The organism is Stenotrophomonas sp. TD3 (genome assembly GCF_001939825.1).
Classification (GTDB): domain Bacteria; phylum Pseudomonadota; class Gammaproteobacteria; order Xanthomonadales; family Xanthomonadaceae; genus Stenotrophomonas.
Window position 1 is genome coordinate 3,226,377 of the sequence record NZ_MOYM01000001.1, and the last position, 17,017, is coordinate 3,243,393.

Sequence of the window (17,017 nt, forward strand, 5' to 3'; positions counted from 1 at the left end):
CCAGAAGAAAAACCCCGGCATTGCCGGGGTTTTTCGTTTCCACATCTACCTTGGATCAGGCGGCGTTCTTCATCGTCGCCATGTCGATCACGAAGCGGTAGCGCACATCGTTCTTCGCCATGCGTTCCCAGGCTTCGTTGACGTTCTTGATGTCGATCATCTCGACGTCGCTGACGATGCCGTGCTCGGCACAGAAGTCCATCATTTCCTGGGTTTCGGCCATGCCGCCGATCGCCGAGCCGGTCAGGTGCTTGCGGCCGAAGATCACGCTGCCGCCGGTCAGCGGCGGGTCCAGTTCGGTCAGCACGCCGACCAGGCACATGGTGGCCTCGCGCTTGAGCAGGCCCATGTACGGGTTGGTGTCATGGCCGACCGGAATGGTGTTGAGCAGGAAGTCGAAGCTGCCGGCGTGCGCCTTCATCTGCGCGGCATCGCGCGAGACCAGCACTTCATCGGCGCCCAGGCGCTTGGCGTCGGCACCCTTTTCCGGCGTGGTGGTGATCATCACCACCTGCGCGCCGAGTGCCTTGGCGAACTTCACGCCCATGTGGCCGAGGCCACCGAGGCCGATCACGCCGACCTTCTGGCCCGGGCCGACCTTCCAGTGGCGCAGCGGCGACCAGGTGGTGATGCCGGCGCACAGCAGCGGCGCGGCCGCCTTCAGGTCGAGCGTGTCGGACACCTTCACCACGAAGCGCTGCTCGACCACCACGTGGTCGGAATAGCCGCCGTAGGTCGGCGCACCGCTTTCGCGTTCACGGCCGTTGTAGGTCCAGGTCGCGCCTTCGGCGCAGTACTGCTCCAGATCGTGCTCGCAGGCGTCGCAGTGGCGGCACGAGTCGACCATGCAGCCCACGCCGGCGTGGTCGCCGACCTTGAAGCGGGTGACGTTGCTGCCGACCTCGGTCACGCGGCCGATGATCTCGTGGCCCGGCACCATCGGGTAGATCGAGCCACCCCAGTCGTCGCGGGCCTGGTGCAGGTCGGAGTGGCAGATGCCGCTGTAGAGGATCTCGATACGCACATCGTCCGGGCCGACCGCGCGGCGTTCGAACTCGTACGGGATCAGTGGGTCGGTATGTGAATGGGCGGCGTAACCACGGGCGAGGGACATGGGGAATCCTTGGCAGGGTTTGTCGAAAGGCGTTTTACAATACGCCCCGTACCCAGCGGCAAGAAGCCCGGATATCGGCATGATTCATCAAGTGAAACTGCACAATCATGGCCACTGACAACCTCTCCCACCTGGCCGCGTTCGCGGCGGTCGCCCGCCACCGCAGCTTCCGCCGCGCCGGCGCCGAGCTGGCGCTGTCGACCTCGGCGGTGAGCTATGCGATCCGCGCCCTGGAAGAACGCCTGGGCGTAGGCCTGTTCCATCGAACCACCCGCAGCGTGGCACTGACCGAGGCCGGGCAGCGCCTGCTCGAGCGCCTGCAACCGGCACTGGGGCAGGTGCATGACGCGCTGGAAGAGATGAACCAGTTCCGCGCCGCCCCGGCCGGCCTGCTGCGCATCAACGCCACCCGTGCGGCGGTGGCGACCCAGCTGGGGCCGCGGCTGGCGCGCTTCCTGCACGCCCATCCCGACGTGCGGGTGGAGCTGACCGAGAACGATGGCCTGGTCGACATCGTCGCCGAGGGCTATGACGCCGGCGTGCGCCTGCATGAGTTCATCCCCGAGGACATGGTGGCGGTGCCGATGGGGCCACCGCTGCGCGGGCTGATCGTCGGCTCGCCGGACTACCTGCGCAGGCGCTCGGCGCCGCAGCACCCGCGCGACCTGGCCGCGCATGAGTGCATCCGCTTCCGCTTCGCCAGCGGCCATCTGTACAAGTGGCAGTTCGAACGCGAGGGGCAGGCGCTGGAGATCGACGTGCCGGGGCGGTTGACCCTGGGCGAGCAGGGCACCGTGGTCAGTGCCGTGCTCGATGGCATCGGCCTGGCCTATGTGCTGGAAGACACCGCGCGGCCGTACATCGATTCAGGGCAGATGGTGGCGGTGCTGGAAGACTGGAGCGAACCGTTCGCCGGCTTTGCGCTGTACTACCCGAAGCAGCGGCAGATGCCGGGTGCGCTGCGCGCGTTCGTGGATATGCTGCGGGAGTGAATCGCGGCAGGTGATGCAATGCCGACCGACGGTCGGCACCCACCGCAGCAGGCCATTGCCGACCGACGAATCGGGATCGGCCGGTAGATCCACGCCATGCGTGGATGGCACCACGCTACGGCCCCTGCAGCACCGGCGCCAACAACACCAGGCAATCACGCAGGTGCACCTCCACCGGCGCATCCTCGGCCACCACGCCGATCACACGTTCGCGCAGTGGCTCGGCAACGGCCATCGCCAGGATCAGCCGCGCCATGCACGCGGCATCTCCCTCGCGCAGCAGCCCACGCTGCTGCTGACGCGCCAGCCAGTCGGCCAGCAATGCACGGCCGCGTTCGATGCCGTTGTCCAGATAGGCCTGCAGCAGCGCGTCCTTGCCGGGAAAGTCGGTGGCGAGCAGGCGGAACACCTGCACCGCCTGCGCCGACAGCGCCTGTGCGCACACCGCCTGCAGGATCGCCTGCAGCAGCGGCAGCACTTCGTCGGCGTGGCGGGCATCACGCTGCAGCTGTGGCGCGAAGCCGTCGGTCCACTCGCGCACCGCCAATCCGACCAGTTCCTCGCGGTTGCTGGCATGGCGGTACACGGTCTTCTTCGCCACCCCGGCGTGCGCCGCCACCGCTTCGATGGTGGTGGCCTCGTAACCCTGTGCCAGCAACAGCGCCAGCGTGGCCTGCAGCACCGCGTGGCGGACTTCCGCCTCCGGTCGCGCAGGGCGGCCGCGGCGGCGGGTCGGCGTTGTGGGCTCGGGCAGGGCGGTGCTGTTCATTGCGCCCATCTTACCGCATCCGGTCAATTGCGAAACGATAATCGTTTCCGTATTGTCAGGTCTCCCAACCCCGCAGGAAACCCCCGATGGATACCGCTGTGAACGCCCGCGCCTGGCTGGACCACCACGATCTGCTGGACCCGGCGCCGATGCACCTGGAGACCGGCATCCAGCGCCGCGAAGACGGCACCCTGCTGGTGGCGGTGCGCACCGATCTGCACGGCTGCAAGGGCCGCATGCTGGACTGGTGGTTCACCTTCTTCGAGACCACCCAGCACATCCGCTGGTGGCACCCGGTCGACCATGTCGAGCATCGCGGCTGGGACGCGGCCTGGCAGCGCGGGCGCAGCTACCACGGCGCCAGCACCCATGCGGTGGAATCGCTGGCCGACATTCCGCCGGTGGCGGCGCGGCTGAAGTTCCATGACCCGCGCACGCTGCTGGTGCCAGAGCGCCTGCAGGCGGCACAGGATGCAGGCGATGTATCGGCGGTGATCGCCGCGCGCATCGGCTTCGGCGAACACGTGCGTCTGGATGCACAGGGCGATCCCTGCGATGGGCAGATGCTGCACGTGGCGCGCGATACGCCGTTCGGCTGCGTGCTGCGCAGCCGCTTCGTACTCGGCCTGGACAGCGCCGATCCGCAGCGCGATGCCAGCGATGCCGTCGGCCTGGGCCTGCTCAGGCACTGCTACACGGAGTTCAGTTTCCTCTCGCGCCTGCTGCCGTCGCTGTACTACGGCGAGCGTGCCAACGGCGAAGCGGTGCCGTTGCCGTGGTGAACGGCGCGCCGGTCATTCAACCAGCGCGTCGTAGCCTTCGCCACTGAACTGGATCAGGCAGAAGCCATGCCCGAACGGATCGGCCAGCACGGCGATGCGTCCCCAGCGACGCTCGCGCACAGGCTGTTCGAGCGTCGCCCCGGCCGCAATCGCACGTGCCAGTGCGGCCTCGATGTCATCCACCACCCAGTCCAGGTGCAGCGGCGTCCAGTGACGCTCGTAGTCGCGTACGTCGCCATCCTCGGTGGCGGCGCTGCCGGCCTCGTTCTGCAGCAGGTAGAGCGGGGTTGGCCCACCGAGCAGCTCCACGGCGCCCGGGCCGAGGCGGCGGCCGATGCGCAGGCCGAAGGCTGTGGTGTAGAAGGCTTCGGCTGCGGCGAGATCGGGGACGTCGAGGTTGACGATGAATGATGCGGTGGGCGTATCCATGGGCAGATCCGGTGGATGCGGGTGGGCAGTGTACGCCCGCATCCACGCAGGGCGTGGGTCTACTGCGCGCGCGGGTAGTCGAGGTAGCCCGCTTCGCCGCCACCGTAGTAGCTGCTGCGGTCCGGAGTGGCCAGCGCGATGTCGCGCTGCAGGCGCTCGACCAGATCCGGGTTGGCGATGAACGGCTGGCCGAACGCGGCCAGGTCGATGGTGCCGGCCTCGACCAGCTGCAGGGCGCGTTCGCGGGTCATGCCACCGGCCAGGATCACGGTGCCACCGTAGGCCTGCTTGAACTGCTGCAGGAACGTTTCGCCCAGCACCGACTGCCCCGCCTGCAGGTTGTCGTTGAGATGCACATAGGCCAGCCCGCGCTTGCCCAGTTCCTCGGCCAGGTACAGATAGGTAGCCTCGTTGTCGGGGTAGTACGGCATGTCGAAGGTGAGGTTGTTCGGCGCCAGGCGCACGCCGATGCGGTGCGCGCCGATGCGCTCGGCCATCGCATCGACCGTCTCCAGGATCAACCGCGCACGGTTTGGCAGCGAGCCGCCGTAGCGGTCCTCGCGCTGGTTGATGAGCGGGTTGAGGAACTGCTCGAACAGGTAGCCGTTGGCGGCATGCAGTTCGATGCCATCGAAACCGGCGGCGATGGCGTTGTCGGCGCCGCGCGCGAAGTCGGCAATGATGCCGGGGATCTCTTCGGTGGCCAGCGCACGTGCCGGGGTGGGATCGGCATGGCCGCGGCTGCCGTCTTCCAGATAGACGAACGAGGTGTTCTTCGGTGCGCTGGCGACCGGCCGGGTACCGGCGCTGACCGGTTGCCCACCCCCGGGCTGCAGCGAGGAATGCGACATGCGGCCGACGTGCCAGAGCTGGGCGAAGATCGCGCCCTGCGCGGCATGCACCGCCTCGGTGACCAGCTTCCACCCGGCCACCTGCTCGGCCGACCAGATGCCCGGCACGTCGATGTAGCCCTGGCCCTGCGGCGAGACCGGCGTGCCTTCGCTGATGATCAGGCCGGCGCTGGCGCGCTGCCGGTAGTACTGCGCGGTGAGCTCATTGGCGACCGAGCCGGGGTTGCGGGCACGGGTCATCGGGGCCATCGCGATGCGGTTGCGCAGGGCGATGCCTGTCAGGTCGAACGGACGGAACAGGGCGGCGGTCATGTTGGTCGTCTCGGTGCGGGGAAGAGCGCCAGCGGCGCGATGCACACAGGATGGAGTTGACATGCGGGCGCATAAAGCGCTTCGATCTCCCTTGGTGCGGGACTATTTGTCCCCAATGTGGGATGAGCTGATGCTGCCGCTGGAATCGTTGAATGGCCTGGTGACCTTCGTCACCACGGCCCGCTCGGGCAGCTTCACCGAGGCTGCCGACGCGCTGGGCATCTCGCGCTCGGCGGTGGGCAAGGCCATCGCCCGGCTGGAAGCGCGGCTGGGCGTGCGCCTGTTCCACCGCACCACGCGGCGCATCGCGCTGACCACCGATGGCGAGGCGTACTACGCGTCGTGTGCGGCGGCACTGGAAGAAATCTCCGCGGCCGAGGCCTGCCTGGGGTCGGCTGGCCTGCCCAGCGGGCGGCTGCGCATCGACATGCCGTCCTCGTTCGGGCGGCTGGTGGTGCTGCCGGTGCTGTTGCGCCTGTGCCGGCAGTACCCGGACCTGCAGCTGACGATGACCTTCACCGATCACTTCGTCGATCCGGTCGAACAGGGCATCGACCTGCTGATCCGCTTCGGCGGATTGCACCAGGCCGAGCATCTGGTCGCGCGCCGGCTGGGTCGCCAGCGCCTGGTCACCTGCGCATCGCCGGAGTACCTGCAGGCGCACGGCGTGCCGGCTACCGTCGAGGAACTGGCGCAGCATCGCAGCATCGTTGGTTTCCGCCACGGGCAACCGGTGGCGTGGCGGGTCGGCAGCGACGATGCCGAGGCCACCTTCATTCCGAACGCGGCCTACCAGCTCAACGACGGCGATGCGGTCATCGAAGGCGCCATCGCTGGCCTTGGCATCTGCCAGATGCCCATTTCACTGGTACGCCGCCACCTGCAATCCGGCGCGCTGCGATCGGTACTGGACGCGCACATGCAGCGGCACATCGACATCCACGCGCTATGGCCGCCAACCCGCCACCTGCGGCCGAAGGTGCGCTATGTTGTGGATGAACTGACGCGGTTGGCGGGCGAGGGATTGTTCGATTGAGCCGGCCGGGATTGAGTCCGTGGCTGCGGCTTGTATACTATCCCCCAGTATAGTTCCGAGGTGGCCTCGCCATGCCGCACTCCCCCGAAGAGAAGAAGAAGGTCCTGGCCCGCGTGCGCCGCATCCGCGGCCAGTGCGATGCGCTGGACCGCGCGCTGGAAGCCGGTGCCGACTGCGGGCCGGTGCTGCAGCAGATCGCCGCCATCCGTGGCGCGGTCAATGGCCTGATGTCCGAGGTGATGGAGGCCCATCTGCGCGAGGAATTCGGCCAGCCCGCAGCCTCCGACGAACAACGCGCCGAGCGCGTGCGCGACATGAGCGCGTTGATCCGTTCGTACCTGAAATAAACGACGGCGCAACAGTGCGCCGCCCATCCTGTTACTGCCTGTCTCTGGAGAAGCCATCATGAAGTCCCGTGCCGCCGTCGCCTTTGGTCCCGGCCAGCCGCTGCAGATCGTCGAGATCGACGTCGCCCCGCCGAAGAAGGGCGAGGTGCTGGTGAAGATCACCCACACCGGTGTCTGCCACACCGATGCGTTCACCCTGTCCGGCGATGATCCGGAAGGCCTGTTCCCGGTGGTGCTGGGCCATGAAGGCGCCGGCATCGTGGTGGAAGTGGGCGAGGGCGTGACCAGCGTCAAGCCGGGCGACCACGTGATCCCGCTGTATACCGCCGAGTGCGGCGAGTGCCTGTTCTGCAAGAGTGGCAAGACCAACCTGTGCGTGTCGGTGCGCGCTACCCAGGGCAAGGGCGTGATGCCCGACGGCACCAGCCGCTTCAGCTACAACGGCGAGCCGCTGTACCACTACATGGGCTGCTCGACCTTCAGTGAGTACACCGTGGTGGCCGAGGTGTCGCTGGCGAAGATCAATCCGGAAGCCAACCCGGAGCACGTCTGCCTGCTCGGTTGCGGCGTCACCACCGGCATCGGCGCGGTGCACAACACCGCCAAGGTGCAGGAAGGCGACAGCGTGGCGGTGTTCGGCCTCGGTGGCATCGGCCTGGCGGTGATCCAGGGTGCGCGCCAGGCCAAGGCCGGCCGCATCATCGCGGTGGACACCAATCCGACCAAGTTCGAACTGGCGCGCGAATTCGGCGCCACCGACTGCATCAACCCGAAGGACTTCGACAAGCCGATCCAGCAGGTCATCGTTGAAATGACCACCTGGGGCGTGGACCACAGCTTCGAGTGCATCGGCAACGTCAACGTGATGCGTGCGGCGCTGGAATGCGCGCATCGTGGCTGGGGTCAGAGCGTGGTGATCGGCGTGGCCGGTTCGGGCCAGGAGATCTCCACCCGTCCGTTCCAGCTGGTGACCGGCCGCAAGTGGATGGGCACCGCCTTCGGTGGCGTGAAGGGCCGCAGCCAGCTGCCGGGCATGGTCGAGGACGCGATGAAGGGCGATATCGAACTGGCCCCGTTCGTCACCCACACCATGGACCTGGACAAGATCAACGAAGCCTTCGACCTGATGCATGAAGGCAAGTCGATCCGTTCGGTGGTCCATTACTGATCCACGCCGGGCGGCAGGCTGCCGTGCCTGCCGCCCCCCGGGAGGAACTCATGGAACGCATTGAACACCGCGCCTGTTTCGGCGGCTGGCAGGATGTCTACCGCCATCGTTCGACCACGCTGGGCTGCGACATGCAGTTCGCCGTGTACCTGCCGCCACAGGCGGAAACGCAGGCGCTGCCGGTGCTGTACTGGCTGAGCGGGCTGACCTGCACCGAGCAGAATTTCATCACCAAGGCCGGCGCGCAGCGCTATGCGGCCGAGCACGGCGTGATCATCGTCGCGCCTGATACCAGCCCGCGTGGCGATGACGTGGCCGATGCCGAGGGCTACGACCTGGGCAAGGGGGCGGGGTTCTACCTCAACGCCACCCGTGCACCGTGGGCGAAGCACTACCGCATGCACGACTATGTGGCGCAGGAACTGCCCGCGCTGATCGAGGCGAATTTCCCCGCCACCGATGCGCGTGCCATCAGTGGCCATTCCATGGGCGGCCACGGTGCGCTGGTGATCGCGCTGCGCAACCCGGGGCGTTACCTCAGTGTGTCGGCGTTCTCGCCGATCGTCGCGCCCAGCCACGTGCCGTGGGGGCAGAAGGCGTTCACGGCTTATCTGGGCGACAACCCGGCCGACTGGGCGCAGTGGGACACGTGTGCATTGCTGGCGGCGGCCAGTGAGCGTCTGCCGTTGCTGGTCGACCAGGGCGAGGCGGACGAGTTCCTGCAGACCCAGCTGCAGCCGAAGCGCCTGCAGGAGGCCTGTGATGCCGCCGGCCATCCGCTGACCCTGCGCCTGCAGCCGGGCTACGACCACAGCTACTACTTCATCAGCAGCTTCATCGGCGAGCACATCGCGCACCACGCCCGCGCCCTGCGCAGCTGACCGCTTTCCGGTAGTGCCGGCCGCTGGCCGGCAACCTGCAGCCCTGTGATTCCCTGGGATTGCCGGCCAGCGGCCGGCACTACCATGGCGGTGCACGCGGAGTGTCGTCTTGCGGCCGTGGATCACGCCGCCGTGGCGCGGGCGGGGCTATGGTGCGCGCGTACGGCCTTGTGGATCGGGGGATGCATGCCGGTAGTGCTGGCGCTGCTGTATGTGCTGTGCCATGGCCTGGTGCTGACCCTGTGGCCGGGCCCCGCCGGGGCGGGATCCTTTGTGTTCCTGACCGGCGCACCGTTGCTGGCGGCTGCGGCCTGCCTGTGGCGTGCGCGCCGCGACCGTGCCGCGCTCGGCTGGCGCGCCACCGCCCTGGCGCTGCTGCTGTGGGCCGGTGGCATGGCCGTCAACATGATCGATGCGCTGGGGGCCGGCCGCGCCGATGTCACCCCGCAGGCGAGCCTGTTCCTCTACGTGCTGTATGGCGTGCCGCTGGTGTTCATCCTCGCCCGGGCGCGGCGCGAGCGGCTCAGCATCAGCCTGATCGATGCGGCGATGGCGGCGTTGCTGGGCGTGCTGTTCTTCGTGCATGCGCAGTCGTTCGCCGACCGCGTGGACATCGACGACCACGCGTTGTCCAACATGCAGCGCATGTTCGATATCCAGAATCTGTGCATCGCCGGGTTCGCGGTGGTGCGCTGGCTGGTCGGTGACGTGCCGGAGCGACGCACCTTCTTCCGCGCGCTGGCGATCTACGCCGTGGCTTACCTGATGGTGGCGTACTACATCAACCACTACACCTCGGGGGATGCGTTCGGCGCCTACAACGATCTGCTGATCGATCTGCCGTTCCTGCTGCTGGCGTTGCTGGCGCTGAGCCAGGCGCCCGCGCCGGTGTTCGTGCCGCATCCGCGGATGGCGCGCACGGTGCAGGCGGCGGGTCCGATGATCCTGCCGTTGCTGCTGCTGGTGGTCGGCACCCTGGTGGTCGACCACGCGCGGCCTCTGGCGGTCACCGGTTTCGTGGTGGCAACGCTGGGCTTTGGCCTGCGCAGCATCCTGCTGCAGGTGGACCTGATGGAACGGCAGGCCTCACTGGACCAGCTGGCGCGGCAGGATGGCCTGACCGGGGTGGCCAATCGCCGCGAGTTCGATGCGCTGCTGTTGGCCGAATGGAACCGTGCACGGCGCAGCGGCACCGAGCTGGGCCTGCTGCTGCTGGATATCGATCACTTCAAGGTCTTCAACGACCGCCACGGCCATCCTGCCGGCGACCGCTGCCTGCAGGCCGTGGCTGCGGTGCTGAAGACGAGCGCCGGTCGCGCCGGCGACAGCGTCGCGCGTTATGGCGGCGAGGAATTTGCGGTGATCGTGCCCGGAAGTGCGCTGTCGGGCGTTCTGGCGCTGGCCGAGCGCCTGCGCGAGGCGGTGGAAGCGCTGCCGTTGCCGGAAGGATCAGTCAGTATCAGCATCGGCGTCGGCTACCTGCATCCGCCGGCGTTGGCCAGCGCCGATCAGTTGCTGGCGGACGCCGATGCCGGCCTGTATGCCGCCAAGCGTGCCGGCCGCAACCAGGTGATCCTGCATGCGCACGTGCTGGACGACGAAGGCAGCGCGCACGGCAGGATGGACTGCTGAGCGCGCCAGGTGCCCGGGCCTGTGTGTGATTGCGCATGGGTGGCGCGACCGGGTCATCGCTGCCGCACCCAGCCGCTGGGATCGAGCAGCCTCAGCCCGACCGGGGACAATGAGCGTTGCCGCAACGGCAGATGTGCTGCCTGCACGGCCATCGCACAGCGCGCCAACTGCTGGCGCAACGGTGCCAGCGTGTCGTCTTCGCGGGGCCGTGCATGCCGCCATTGCGCGATGCGCAGCAGGCAGACCAGCAGGTCCAGTTCGCTGGCGGCAATGAACGGCGAGCCAGCCGGCAGCAGATCGATGGGGGCGGCGGGCGTGGCCAGCAGCGGCACCAGGCCGATGAAGGCGTCGCAGCCCTCCGGGTCGAGCCCGAGCGCGCTCAGCTGGGCGACGCCGTCAGGTTGCAGATCGGGGTCGTGCAGCTGGCGGAGCGCGCCCAGCAGCGCCTGCTCGCCGCGTCCGAACTGGCGGCCGAAGGCGCGATAGCTGACGCGGGTGGGAAACAACGGGGATCGTGAGGCCATGGGGGCTAGGGTTGCGGGTCGCGGGTTTCCACCAGCACGGGGCAGGGCGCGTGGTCGATGGTCCATTGCCCGATCGAGGGTTCGAACAGGCGTTCCAGCCGGGACAGGTGACGATGACCGATGACGATGAGGTCGCACTCCAGGCGCCGCGCCTGCTCGCTGATCACTTCGCCGGGGTCGCCGGAGGGAATCTGTGCGATGGCATCGACGCCGCGCTCGCGCAGCTCGGCCAGGGCTTCAGCCAGCACCGCCTCGGCCTGCGAGCGCTGCCGCGCGGCTTCCGGATACTCGCGGCGGTCGGCTTCGCTGGCATCGGCGGCCAGCGCGAATTCGGGGTCGAGCACGCACAGCAGGTGCAGGCGGCTGCGCGGGCCGGCGATGGCCGCGGCCAGGTCCAGCACGCGTGCGTGCTGGGGGCCGCCGTCCAGGGCGACCAGCAGGGTGTTGAACATGGATGTCTCCTTGGCAGGCCGGGGATGGTCGCCGATGTCTCCGCGCGCACCCATGCCGTGCGGTGCAGGCAATAAGTGCACCGAATGCAATCGACTTTTACTTGGAGTGTCATAGAGTCATTCCATCCATTGGAGACTGCCATGCCCCTGCCCGACCTCAACCTGCTGCTGGCCCTGGATGTCCTGCTGGACGAGGGCAGCGTTGCCGGAGCGGCTCGGCGCATGAATCTGAGCGCGCCGGCCATGAGCCGCACGCTGGGGCGGATCCGCGACGCGTTGGGCGACCCGGTGCTGGTACGCGCCGGTCGCGGTCTGGCGCCGACGCCGCGCGCGCTGGAACTGCGCGAGCAGGTACGCGATGTGATCGAGCAGGCCCACCGGGTGTTCAACGATGGACGTGAGGTGGACATCCAGACTCTGGAACATACCTTCAGCATCCGCGCCAACGACGTGTTCATCGGCAGCTACGGCGGCCGCCTGCGGGAAGTGTTCCGCCAGCAGGCGCCAGGCTGCACGTTGCGGTTCATGCCAGAAGGCGATACCGACGACGACGCGATGGTGCAGGGCCGGATTGATCTGTATATCAGCACTGCCGGCAAGCATACGCAGGAAACCAAGGTGCAGAACCTGTTCACCACGGCACTGCTGGGCGCTGCGCGAAAGGATCATCCGCTGTTCGACGGCGATATCACCGCCGAACGGTTTGCCGCCTGTGACCACATCGCCGTCTCGCGGCGCGGCATCGCGCATGGGCCGATCGACGACGAACTGGCACAGCTGGGCCTGCAGCGGCGGGTGGCGATGGTCATCCCCACCTTCCATGGCGCGATCTTTGCTGCAGCCGCCTCGGACCTGGTGCTGCCGCAGATGCCCAGCGTGATGCTCGATCGCATCGCCTACATGGGGCTGCCACTGCGCATGTTCCCGTTGCCGGTGCCAGTACGCACGGTGGCGCTGGTGCAGGCCTGGCACCCGCGCATGGACAACGACCCGGCGCACCGCTGGCTGCGCCGTGCGATCAAGAGCATGTGCGACGCCGACGCTGTGTAAACGTGTGCCGACCAACGGTCGGCACCCACCCAAACCCGTGCGTCCCGCGCACGCCTGGCGTTGCCTCCACGCCATTTTTTGCAGTAGTAGGCCGACCTAGACTGCGCTCCCCACATTCACGGAGCGCACGCCATGTCGCTTCACCTGCCGTGCGCTGCACGGATCGGCCCGCATCGATGAGCGCGATCACCCTGCCGCAAGCCCCGGTCCCGGCCGCGCCGCTTGCCCCTACCTTCGATCGCCGCATCGTGGTCGGCTTGTGCGGCGTGCTGCTGGTGGTGTTGATGTCGGGTTTCAACGAAAACGTCACCAAGGTCGCGCTGGCCGACATCCGCGGCGCGATGGGATTCAGTGCCGATGACGGCAACTGGATCACCGGCATCTACAGCGCCATGTCGGTCAGCGCGATGGCCTTCGCTCCCTGGTGCGCGGCCACCTTTTCGCTGCGCCGCTTCGGCCTGGTGATGATCGCCGCCTTCATGCTGCTGGGCGTGCTGTGCCCGCTGGCGCCGAACCTGCCGACTTTCCTGCTGCTGCGTGCGCTGCAGGGCCTGTGCGGCGGCGCGCTGCCTCCGCTGCTGATGAGCGTAGCGCTGCGCTTCCTGCCGCCGGGCATCAAGCTGTACGGCCTGGCCGGCTACGCGCTGACGGCGACGTTCGGCCCGAGCATGGGCACGCCGCTGGCCGCGCTGTGGGTCGAGTACGCGGGCTGGCAGTTCGCGTTCTGGCAGATCGTGCCGTTCTGCGTGGCCGGCATGGTTATGGTCGGCTGGGGCCTGCCGCAGGACCCGATGCGCCTGGAGCGCTTTGCCCAGTTCAACGGCGTGGGCCTGGCCCTGGGGCTGCCGGCGCTGGTGATGCTGGTGCTGGGCCTGACCCAGGGCGCACGCCTGAACTGGTTCGAGTCGCCGCTGATCACGGTGTTGCTGGGCGGCGGCAGCGGCCTGCTGGTGTTGTTCTTCATCAATGAGTGGTTCCACCCGCTGCCGTTCTTCAAGCTGCAACTGCTGGCCCATCGCAATCTCAGCTATTCGCTGGTCACCTGTGTGGGCGTGTTGTTCGTACTGCTGGCGGTCATCGCCATCCCCTCCGGCTTCCTGGCCGGCGTACAGGGCTACCGCCCGCTGCAGACCGCGCCGATGCTGTTGTGGGTGGCGCTGCCGCAGGCCATTGCGTTGCCGCTGGTGGCTGCGCTGATGAACCAGCGTGCGGTGGATTGCCGCTGGGTGCAGGGGGCCGGGCTGTTGCTTCTGGCGGCGGCGTGCTTCATGGGGGCACATCTGGATGTGCAGTGGAACCGCGACACCTTCCTGTGGGTGCAACTGCTGCAGGTCGTGGCGCAGCCGATGGCGGTATTGCCGTTGCTGCTGTTGGCGACCACCGGCCTGGCGCCTCAGGACGGTCCTTATGCCTCGGCCTGGTTCAACACCGTGAAAGGCTTTTCGGCGGTGTTTGCTGGTGGCGTGCTTGATGCGGTCGGACAGTCACGGCGCCACCTCCATTCCACCGCGCTGGTCGACCACCTGGGCAACCAGCCGTGGTTGTCCGCCAGCGCCGATCTGCCCGCGCGCCTGCACGCCCAGGTACAGGCGCTCACCTCGGCGGATCTGTACTGGCTGGTCGCGCTGGTGTCCCTGGGCTGCCTGCCGCTGCTGCCGTGGGCCACCCGTGTCCATCCGCCACGTGCCGTGGCCTGACCCTCACCCGTAAGGACTCCCCCATGAGCCTCAACAAGACAACCCTCAACACCGGCCTTGTGCTGGGCGTGCTGGCCCTGGCGATCGGCAGCTGGCTGCTGCTGCGCGACGGGCGCTACCAGCGCACCGACAACGCCTACGTCAATGCGGATTTCACCGTGGTCGCACCGAAGGTGGCAGGCTTCGTCAGTGCCGTGGAAGTAGAAGACAACCAATCGGTGGAGGCCGGCGACGTGCTCGCCCGCATCGACGACCGCGACTATCAGGTCGCCCTGCAGGCGGCGCGTGCCGACCTCGCCAATGCCCGTGCACAGCTGGCCAACGCACAGGCTGCACTGGCCCAGCAGGGCTCGCTGATCGAGCAGGCCAGGGCCAGTGTCGATGTCAGCCGGTCCGAACTGACCCTGGCCAGCGCCGACCAGCAGCGCTACCGCGAACTGGCCCGTGACGGCGCCGGTACCGTGCAGAACGCACAGCAGGCGCAGTCAAAGCAGGCCGTGGCCAGTGCCCATCTGCAGCAGGGCCAGGCCGCGCTGTCGACCGCACGCCAGCGCACCGACATCCTCAGTGCGGGCGTGCAGGCCGCGCAGGCAGCGGTGCAGCGTGCAGAAGCGGCGCAGGCACGCGCCGAACTGGATCTGTCGCACACCGTGCTGCGCGCGCCGATCGATGGCATGGTCGGTCGCCGCGCAGTGCGCGTGGGTGCCTACCTGACCCCGGGGACGCCGGTGGCTGCGGTGGTACCGCTGAAGCGCGCCTTCGTGGTCGCCAATTTCCAGGAAACGCAGATGACGCGCATGCAGTCCGGCCAGCAGGTCGAACTGAAGGTGGACGTGTTCCCGGGCACGCCGCTGCGCGGGCACATCGACAGCATCGCGCCGGCCACCGGCGTCACCTTTGCAGCCGTAGCGCCGGAAAACGCGACCGGCAACTTCACCAAGGTGGTGCAGCGTATTCCGGTGAAGATCGTGCTGGAGCCGGGCCAGCCGCTGCTGGATCAGCTGCGTGCCGGCATGTCGGTGGAAGCCAGCGTTGATCTGCGCAGCCGCGCGCGCGCGCAGAGCGTGCAGCACGGACCGGGCCACAAGAGCGGGGAGGGTGCATGAGCGCAGTCACCGTGTTCCGCACCTTCGTTGCGGCCAGCCTGTGCACGGCCCTGGCGGCCTGCACGATGGGTCCGGACTTCGTACGCCCGCAGGCGGAACTGCCCGGCCATTGGCAGGGTGAGGCTGTCGCCGGCAACGCCATCGACCAGGACGCCGCCTGGTGGGCCGGCTTCGATGATCCGCTGCTGGGGCAGCTGGCCAACCAGGTGCTGGCGGCCAACCTGGACCTGCAGCTGGCGGCCAACCGTGTGCAGCAGAGCCGCGCCGCACGCGGCATCACCGCCGCCGATCGCCTGCCCAGCGTCAACGCGAGCGCCAGTGGCGTGCGTGCACGCAACAGCGAGGTGGGCCTGAATGATCCGTCCGGCAACGGCGGCCGTGACGACTACGGGCTGTTCCAGGCCGGTATCGGCCTGAGCTGGGAGCTGGACCTGTGGGGCCGCGTGCGGCGCCAGGTGGAAGCGGCCGACGCGCGCGTGGAGATGGCCGAGGAGGATGCACATGCCGTGCGCACCGCGCTGCTGGCGGAAACCGCGCGTGACTACCTGCAGCTGCGTGCGACGCGGCAACTGCTGGCGATCACCGAGGACAACCTCAGCATCGCCCACGACATCAAGCGGCTTACGGAAGCTCGCCAGCGCCAGGGCGTGGCCAGCACGCTGCAGGTCTCCAGTGCGGCCGCGCAGGTGGCATCGTTGCAGGCGCGCATCGCGCCGCTGCGGCATCGCGAATCGCAGCTGCGCAACGCGCTGGCGTTCCTGCTGGCACGGCCACCGCAAGCGCTGGACGCGCAGTTGCAGGATGCACGCCGTGACTGGCCGGCGTTGCCGGCCGTAGCGGTGGGGCTGCCCAGTGAGCTGGCCGAGCGCCGCCCGGACATCCGTCGTGCCGAAGCGGCACTGCATGCGGCAACGGCGGGCATCGGTGTGGCCAAGGCCAGTTTCCTGCCGCGCATCACCTTGAATGGCGACGCGGGCTTCCAGGCGAAGCAGCTCGATGATCTGGACGGTTGGAACGCGCACCGTTTCAGCATCGGGCCGTCTATCAGCCTGCCGATCTTCCAGGGCGGGCGGCTGAAGGCCAACCTGGCGCTGAGCAGGCTGCAGCAGCAACAGTCGTCGCTGCAGTTCCGCCGTACCGTGCTGCAGGCCTGGCATGAGGTGGACGACGCCATCGATGGCTACAGTGCCGAGCAGCAGCGCACGGTGCAGCTGCACGTGGCGGTGGACGAGAGCGAGACCGCACTGGGCGCGGCGCGCCGGCAGTACCAGGCCGGTGTGGTCGACATGCTGGACGTGCTGGCCACCCAGCGCATCGCGCTGGACAACCAGGCCGCGCTGGCCAACAGCCAGGCCATGGCCGCGATCGCGCGTGTGGAGCTGTACCGCGCGCTGGGCGGCGGCTGGTAGGGAATCGTTGGGGTAGTGCCGGCCGCTGGCCGGCACCGTCATGGCTGCTGCAGTTGCCGGCCAGCGGCCGGCACTACCAGAGCGGGGCCTCAACGCACGTCGCGCAGTTCCCAGTGGTGGCCGGCCAGCAGGCGCAGGCGCTGCTTGAACACGTCACTGTCGATGCGGGTGGTGGCGACCAGGTTGATGCGCAGGTCCTTCTGCTCGCCGGTCACGGTGGCCTCCGGGTCGGTCACGCCCCATTGCGGTTCCACCGCATCGGGGTCGGGCTGCTTGGCCTTCCAGCGCTCGAACAGCGTGCCGCTGCGCAGGGCGTCCTGCAGCTCTTCGGCGAAACCGGCGGCGCCCTGCGAATGGAAGGACAGGTCAGGGTCGTTGCCGCGGGCCTTGGACGGGTCGGGTAGGCTGATGTGGTACTGCGCAGGCATGGAGTTCTCCTTGAAGTGCGGCAAGGCTGGCACAACCG

General features: G+C 68.2%; 18 protein-coding genes. 11 read left to right on the forward strand and 7 right to left on the reverse strand.

Annotated elements, in window-relative coordinates:
* Window positions 1-55: 55 nt before the first annotated feature.
* On the reverse strand, window positions 56-1,114 hold the full coding sequence (locus BKE09_RS15040) for an NAD(P)-dependent alcohol dehydrogenase (protein ID WP_014038467.1): 1,059 nt from the start codon (window positions 1,112-1,114) through the stop codon (window positions 56-58).
* 107 nt (window positions 1,115-1,221) lie between these two features.
* Here BKE09_RS15040 and BKE09_RS15045 point away from each other — a divergent pair, with 107 nt between their 5' ends.
* On the forward strand, window positions 1,222-2,106 hold the full coding sequence (locus tag BKE09_RS15045; RefSeq protein WP_075676261.1) for a LysR family transcriptional regulator: 885 nt from the start codon (window positions 1,222-1,224) through the stop codon (window positions 2,104-2,106).
* A gap of 115 nt (window positions 2,107-2,221) precedes the next feature.
* Here BKE09_RS15045 and BKE09_RS15050 read toward each other — a convergent pair whose 3' ends face one another.
* Window positions 2,222-2,884 (reverse strand): TetR/AcrR family transcriptional regulator, encoded by a 663-nt coding sequence (locus BKE09_RS15050; protein ID WP_075676262.1) that lies wholly within the window; start codon window positions 2,882-2,884, stop codon window positions 2,222-2,224.
* 77 nt (window positions 2,885-2,961) lie between these two features.
* On the opposite strand from BKE09_RS15050, the gene BKE09_RS15055 reads away from it, so the two are divergent.
* Window positions 2,962-3,657, forward strand: coding sequence for a hydrolase (locus tag BKE09_RS15055; protein WP_075676263.1), 696 nt, complete (start codon window positions 2,962-2,964; stop codon window positions 3,655-3,657).
* A gap of 12 nt (window positions 3,658-3,669) precedes the next feature.
* On the opposite strand, the gene BKE09_RS15060 is transcribed toward BKE09_RS15055, so the two are convergent.
* Together BKE09_RS15060 and BKE09_RS15065 are read right to left on the reverse strand one after the other, a co-directional pair.
* Complete coding sequence (locus BKE09_RS15060) at window positions 3,670-4,086, reverse strand: VOC family protein (protein ID WP_075676264.1); 417 nt, start codon at window positions 4,084-4,086, stop codon at window positions 3,670-3,672.
* 59 nt (window positions 4,087-4,145) lie between these two features.
* Entirely contained in the window at window positions 4,146-5,249 is a 1,104-nt protein-coding gene (locus BKE09_RS15065) for an alkene reductase (RefSeq protein WP_075676265.1), read from the reverse strand.
* Window positions 5,250-5,379: 130 nt separating this feature from the next.
* Between BKE09_RS15065 and BKE09_RS15070 the strand changes: the two genes are divergently transcribed.
* From BKE09_RS15070 to BKE09_RS15090, 5 genes are all read left to right on the forward strand, one after another.
* Window positions 5,380-6,285, forward strand: a complete 906-nt coding sequence (locus tag BKE09_RS15070) for a LysR family transcriptional regulator (protein WP_075676774.1) — start codon at window positions 5,380-5,382, stop codon at window positions 6,283-6,285.
* A 71-nt stretch (window positions 6,286-6,356) separates the two neighbouring features.
* The gene (gene frmR / locus BKE09_RS15075; protein ID WP_005411009.1) at window positions 6,357-6,632 is read left to right on the forward strand and encodes a formaldehyde-responsive transcriptional repressor FrmR; all 276 of its coding nucleotides are present in this window, start codon (window positions 6,357-6,359) and stop codon (window positions 6,630-6,632) included.
* 58 nt (window positions 6,633-6,690) lie between these two features.
* Entirely contained in the window at window positions 6,691-7,800 is a 1,110-nt protein-coding gene (locus BKE09_RS15080; protein WP_075676266.1) for an S-(hydroxymethyl)glutathione dehydrogenase/class III alcohol dehydrogenase, read from the forward strand.
* A 50-nt stretch (window positions 7,801-7,850) separates the two neighbouring features.
* Window positions 7,851-8,681, forward strand: coding sequence for an S-formylglutathione hydrolase (gene fghA / locus BKE09_RS15085; RefSeq protein ID WP_075676267.1), 831 nt, complete (start codon window positions 7,851-7,853; stop codon window positions 8,679-8,681).
* A 186-nt stretch (window positions 8,682-8,867) separates the two neighbouring features.
* Complete coding sequence (locus BKE09_RS15090; RefSeq protein WP_075676268.1) at window positions 8,868-10,313, forward strand: GGDEF domain-containing protein; 1,446 nt, start codon at window positions 8,868-8,870, stop codon at window positions 10,311-10,313.
* Between the two features lie 53 nt (window positions 10,314-10,366).
* Here the strand turns inward: BKE09_RS15090 and BKE09_RS15095 are convergent, their stop codons facing one another.
* Both BKE09_RS15095 and BKE09_RS15100 read right to left on the reverse strand, forming a co-directional pair.
* The gene (locus BKE09_RS15095; RefSeq protein WP_075676269.1) at window positions 10,367-10,837 is read right to left on the reverse strand and encodes a hypothetical protein; all 471 of its coding nucleotides are present in this window, start codon (window positions 10,835-10,837) and stop codon (window positions 10,367-10,369) included.
* 5 nt (window positions 10,838-10,842) lie between these two features.
* On the reverse strand, window positions 10,843-11,289 hold the full coding sequence (locus BKE09_RS15100) for a universal stress protein (protein ID WP_075676270.1): 447 nt from the start codon (window positions 11,287-11,289) through the stop codon (window positions 10,843-10,845).
* Window positions 11,290-11,430: 141 nt separating this feature from the next.
* Between BKE09_RS15100 and BKE09_RS15105 the strand changes: the two genes are divergently transcribed.
* From BKE09_RS15105 to BKE09_RS15120, 4 genes are all read left to right on the forward strand, one after another.
* Complete coding sequence (locus BKE09_RS15105) at window positions 11,431-12,339, forward strand: LysR family transcriptional regulator (protein WP_075676271.1); 909 nt, start codon at window positions 11,431-11,433, stop codon at window positions 12,337-12,339.
* 176 nt (window positions 12,340-12,515) lie between these two features.
* Window positions 12,516-14,036 carry an MFS transporter gene (locus BKE09_RS15110; protein WP_075676272.1) on the forward strand — a complete coding sequence of 507 codons (1,521 nt, stop codon included), beginning with the start codon at window positions 12,516-12,518 and terminating at the stop codon, window positions 14,034-14,036.
* Window positions 14,037-14,059: 23 nt separating this feature from the next.
* On the forward strand, window positions 14,060-15,142 hold the full coding sequence (locus BKE09_RS15115; RefSeq protein WP_075676273.1) for an HlyD family secretion protein: 1,083 nt from the start codon (window positions 14,060-14,062) through the stop codon (window positions 15,140-15,142).
* On the forward strand, window positions 15,139-16,551 hold the full coding sequence (locus BKE09_RS15120) for an efflux transporter outer membrane subunit (RefSeq protein ID WP_075676274.1): 1,413 nt from the start codon (window positions 15,139-15,141) through the stop codon (window positions 16,549-16,551). The genes BKE09_RS15115 and BKE09_RS15120 overlap by 4 nt, the downstream gene beginning before the upstream one ends.
* Window positions 16,552-16,640: 89 nt before the next feature.
* Here BKE09_RS15120 and BKE09_RS15125 read toward each other — a convergent pair whose 3' ends face one another.
* The gene (locus BKE09_RS15125) at window positions 16,641-16,979 is read right to left on the reverse strand and encodes a hypothetical protein (protein ID WP_071305891.1); all 339 of its coding nucleotides are present in this window, start codon (window positions 16,977-16,979) and stop codon (window positions 16,641-16,643) included.
* Window positions 16,980-17,017: the final 38 nt, after the last annotated feature.

Coding starts and splice junctions, on each gene's coding strand:
- BKE09_RS15040 (WP_014038467.1), bottom strand. CDS start 1,114: ATGTCCCTCGCCCGTGGTTACGCCGCCCATTCACATACCGACCCACTG.
- BKE09_RS15045 (WP_075676261.1), top strand. CDS start 1,222: ATGGCCACTGACAACCTCTCCCACCTGGCCGCGTTCGCGGCGGTCGCC.
- BKE09_RS15050 (WP_075676262.1), bottom strand. CDS start 2,884: ATGGGCGCAATGAACAGCACCGCCCTGCCCGAGCCCACAACGCCGACC.
- BKE09_RS15055 (WP_075676263.1), top strand. CDS start 2,962: ATGGATACCGCTGTGAACGCCCGCGCCTGGCTGGACCACCACGATCTG.
- BKE09_RS15060 (WP_075676264.1), bottom strand. CDS start 4,086: ATGGATACGCCCACCGCATCATTCATCGTCAACCTCGACGTCCCCGAT.
- BKE09_RS15065 (WP_075676265.1), bottom strand. CDS start 5,249: ATGACCGCCGCCCTGTTCCGTCCGTTCGACCTGACAGGCATCGCCCTG.
- BKE09_RS15070 (WP_075676774.1), top strand. CDS start 5,380: ATGCTGCCGCTGGAATCGTTGAATGGCCTGGTGACCTTCGTCACCACG.
- frmR (WP_005411009.1), top strand. CDS start 6,357: ATGCCGCACTCCCCCGAAGAGAAGAAGAAGGTCCTGGCCCGCGTGCGC.
- BKE09_RS15080 (WP_075676266.1), top strand. CDS start 6,691: ATGAAGTCCCGTGCCGCCGTCGCCTTTGGTCCCGGCCAGCCGCTGCAG.
- fghA (WP_075676267.1), top strand. CDS start 7,851: ATGGAACGCATTGAACACCGCGCCTGTTTCGGCGGCTGGCAGGATGTC.
- BKE09_RS15090 (WP_075676268.1), top strand. CDS start 8,868: ATGCCGGTAGTGCTGGCGCTGCTGTATGTGCTGTGCCATGGCCTGGTG.
- BKE09_RS15095 (WP_075676269.1), bottom strand. CDS start 10,837: ATGGCCTCACGATCCCCGTTGTTTCCCACCCGCGTCAGCTATCGCGCC.
- BKE09_RS15100 (WP_075676270.1), bottom strand. CDS start 11,289: ATGTTCAACACCCTGCTGGTCGCCCTGGACGGCGGCCCCCAGCACGCA.
- BKE09_RS15105 (WP_075676271.1), top strand. CDS start 11,431: ATGCCCCTGCCCGACCTCAACCTGCTGCTGGCCCTGGATGTCCTGCTG.
- BKE09_RS15110 (WP_075676272.1), top strand. CDS start 12,516: ATGAGCGCGATCACCCTGCCGCAAGCCCCGGTCCCGGCCGCGCCGCTT.
- BKE09_RS15115 (WP_075676273.1), top strand. CDS start 14,060: ATGAGCCTCAACAAGACAACCCTCAACACCGGCCTTGTGCTGGGCGTG.
- BKE09_RS15120 (WP_075676274.1), top strand. CDS start 15,139: ATGAGCGCAGTCACCGTGTTCCGCACCTTCGTTGCGGCCAGCCTGTGC.
- BKE09_RS15125 (WP_071305891.1), bottom strand. CDS start 16,979: ATGCCTGCGCAGTACCACATCAGCCTACCCGACCCGTCCAAGGCCCGC.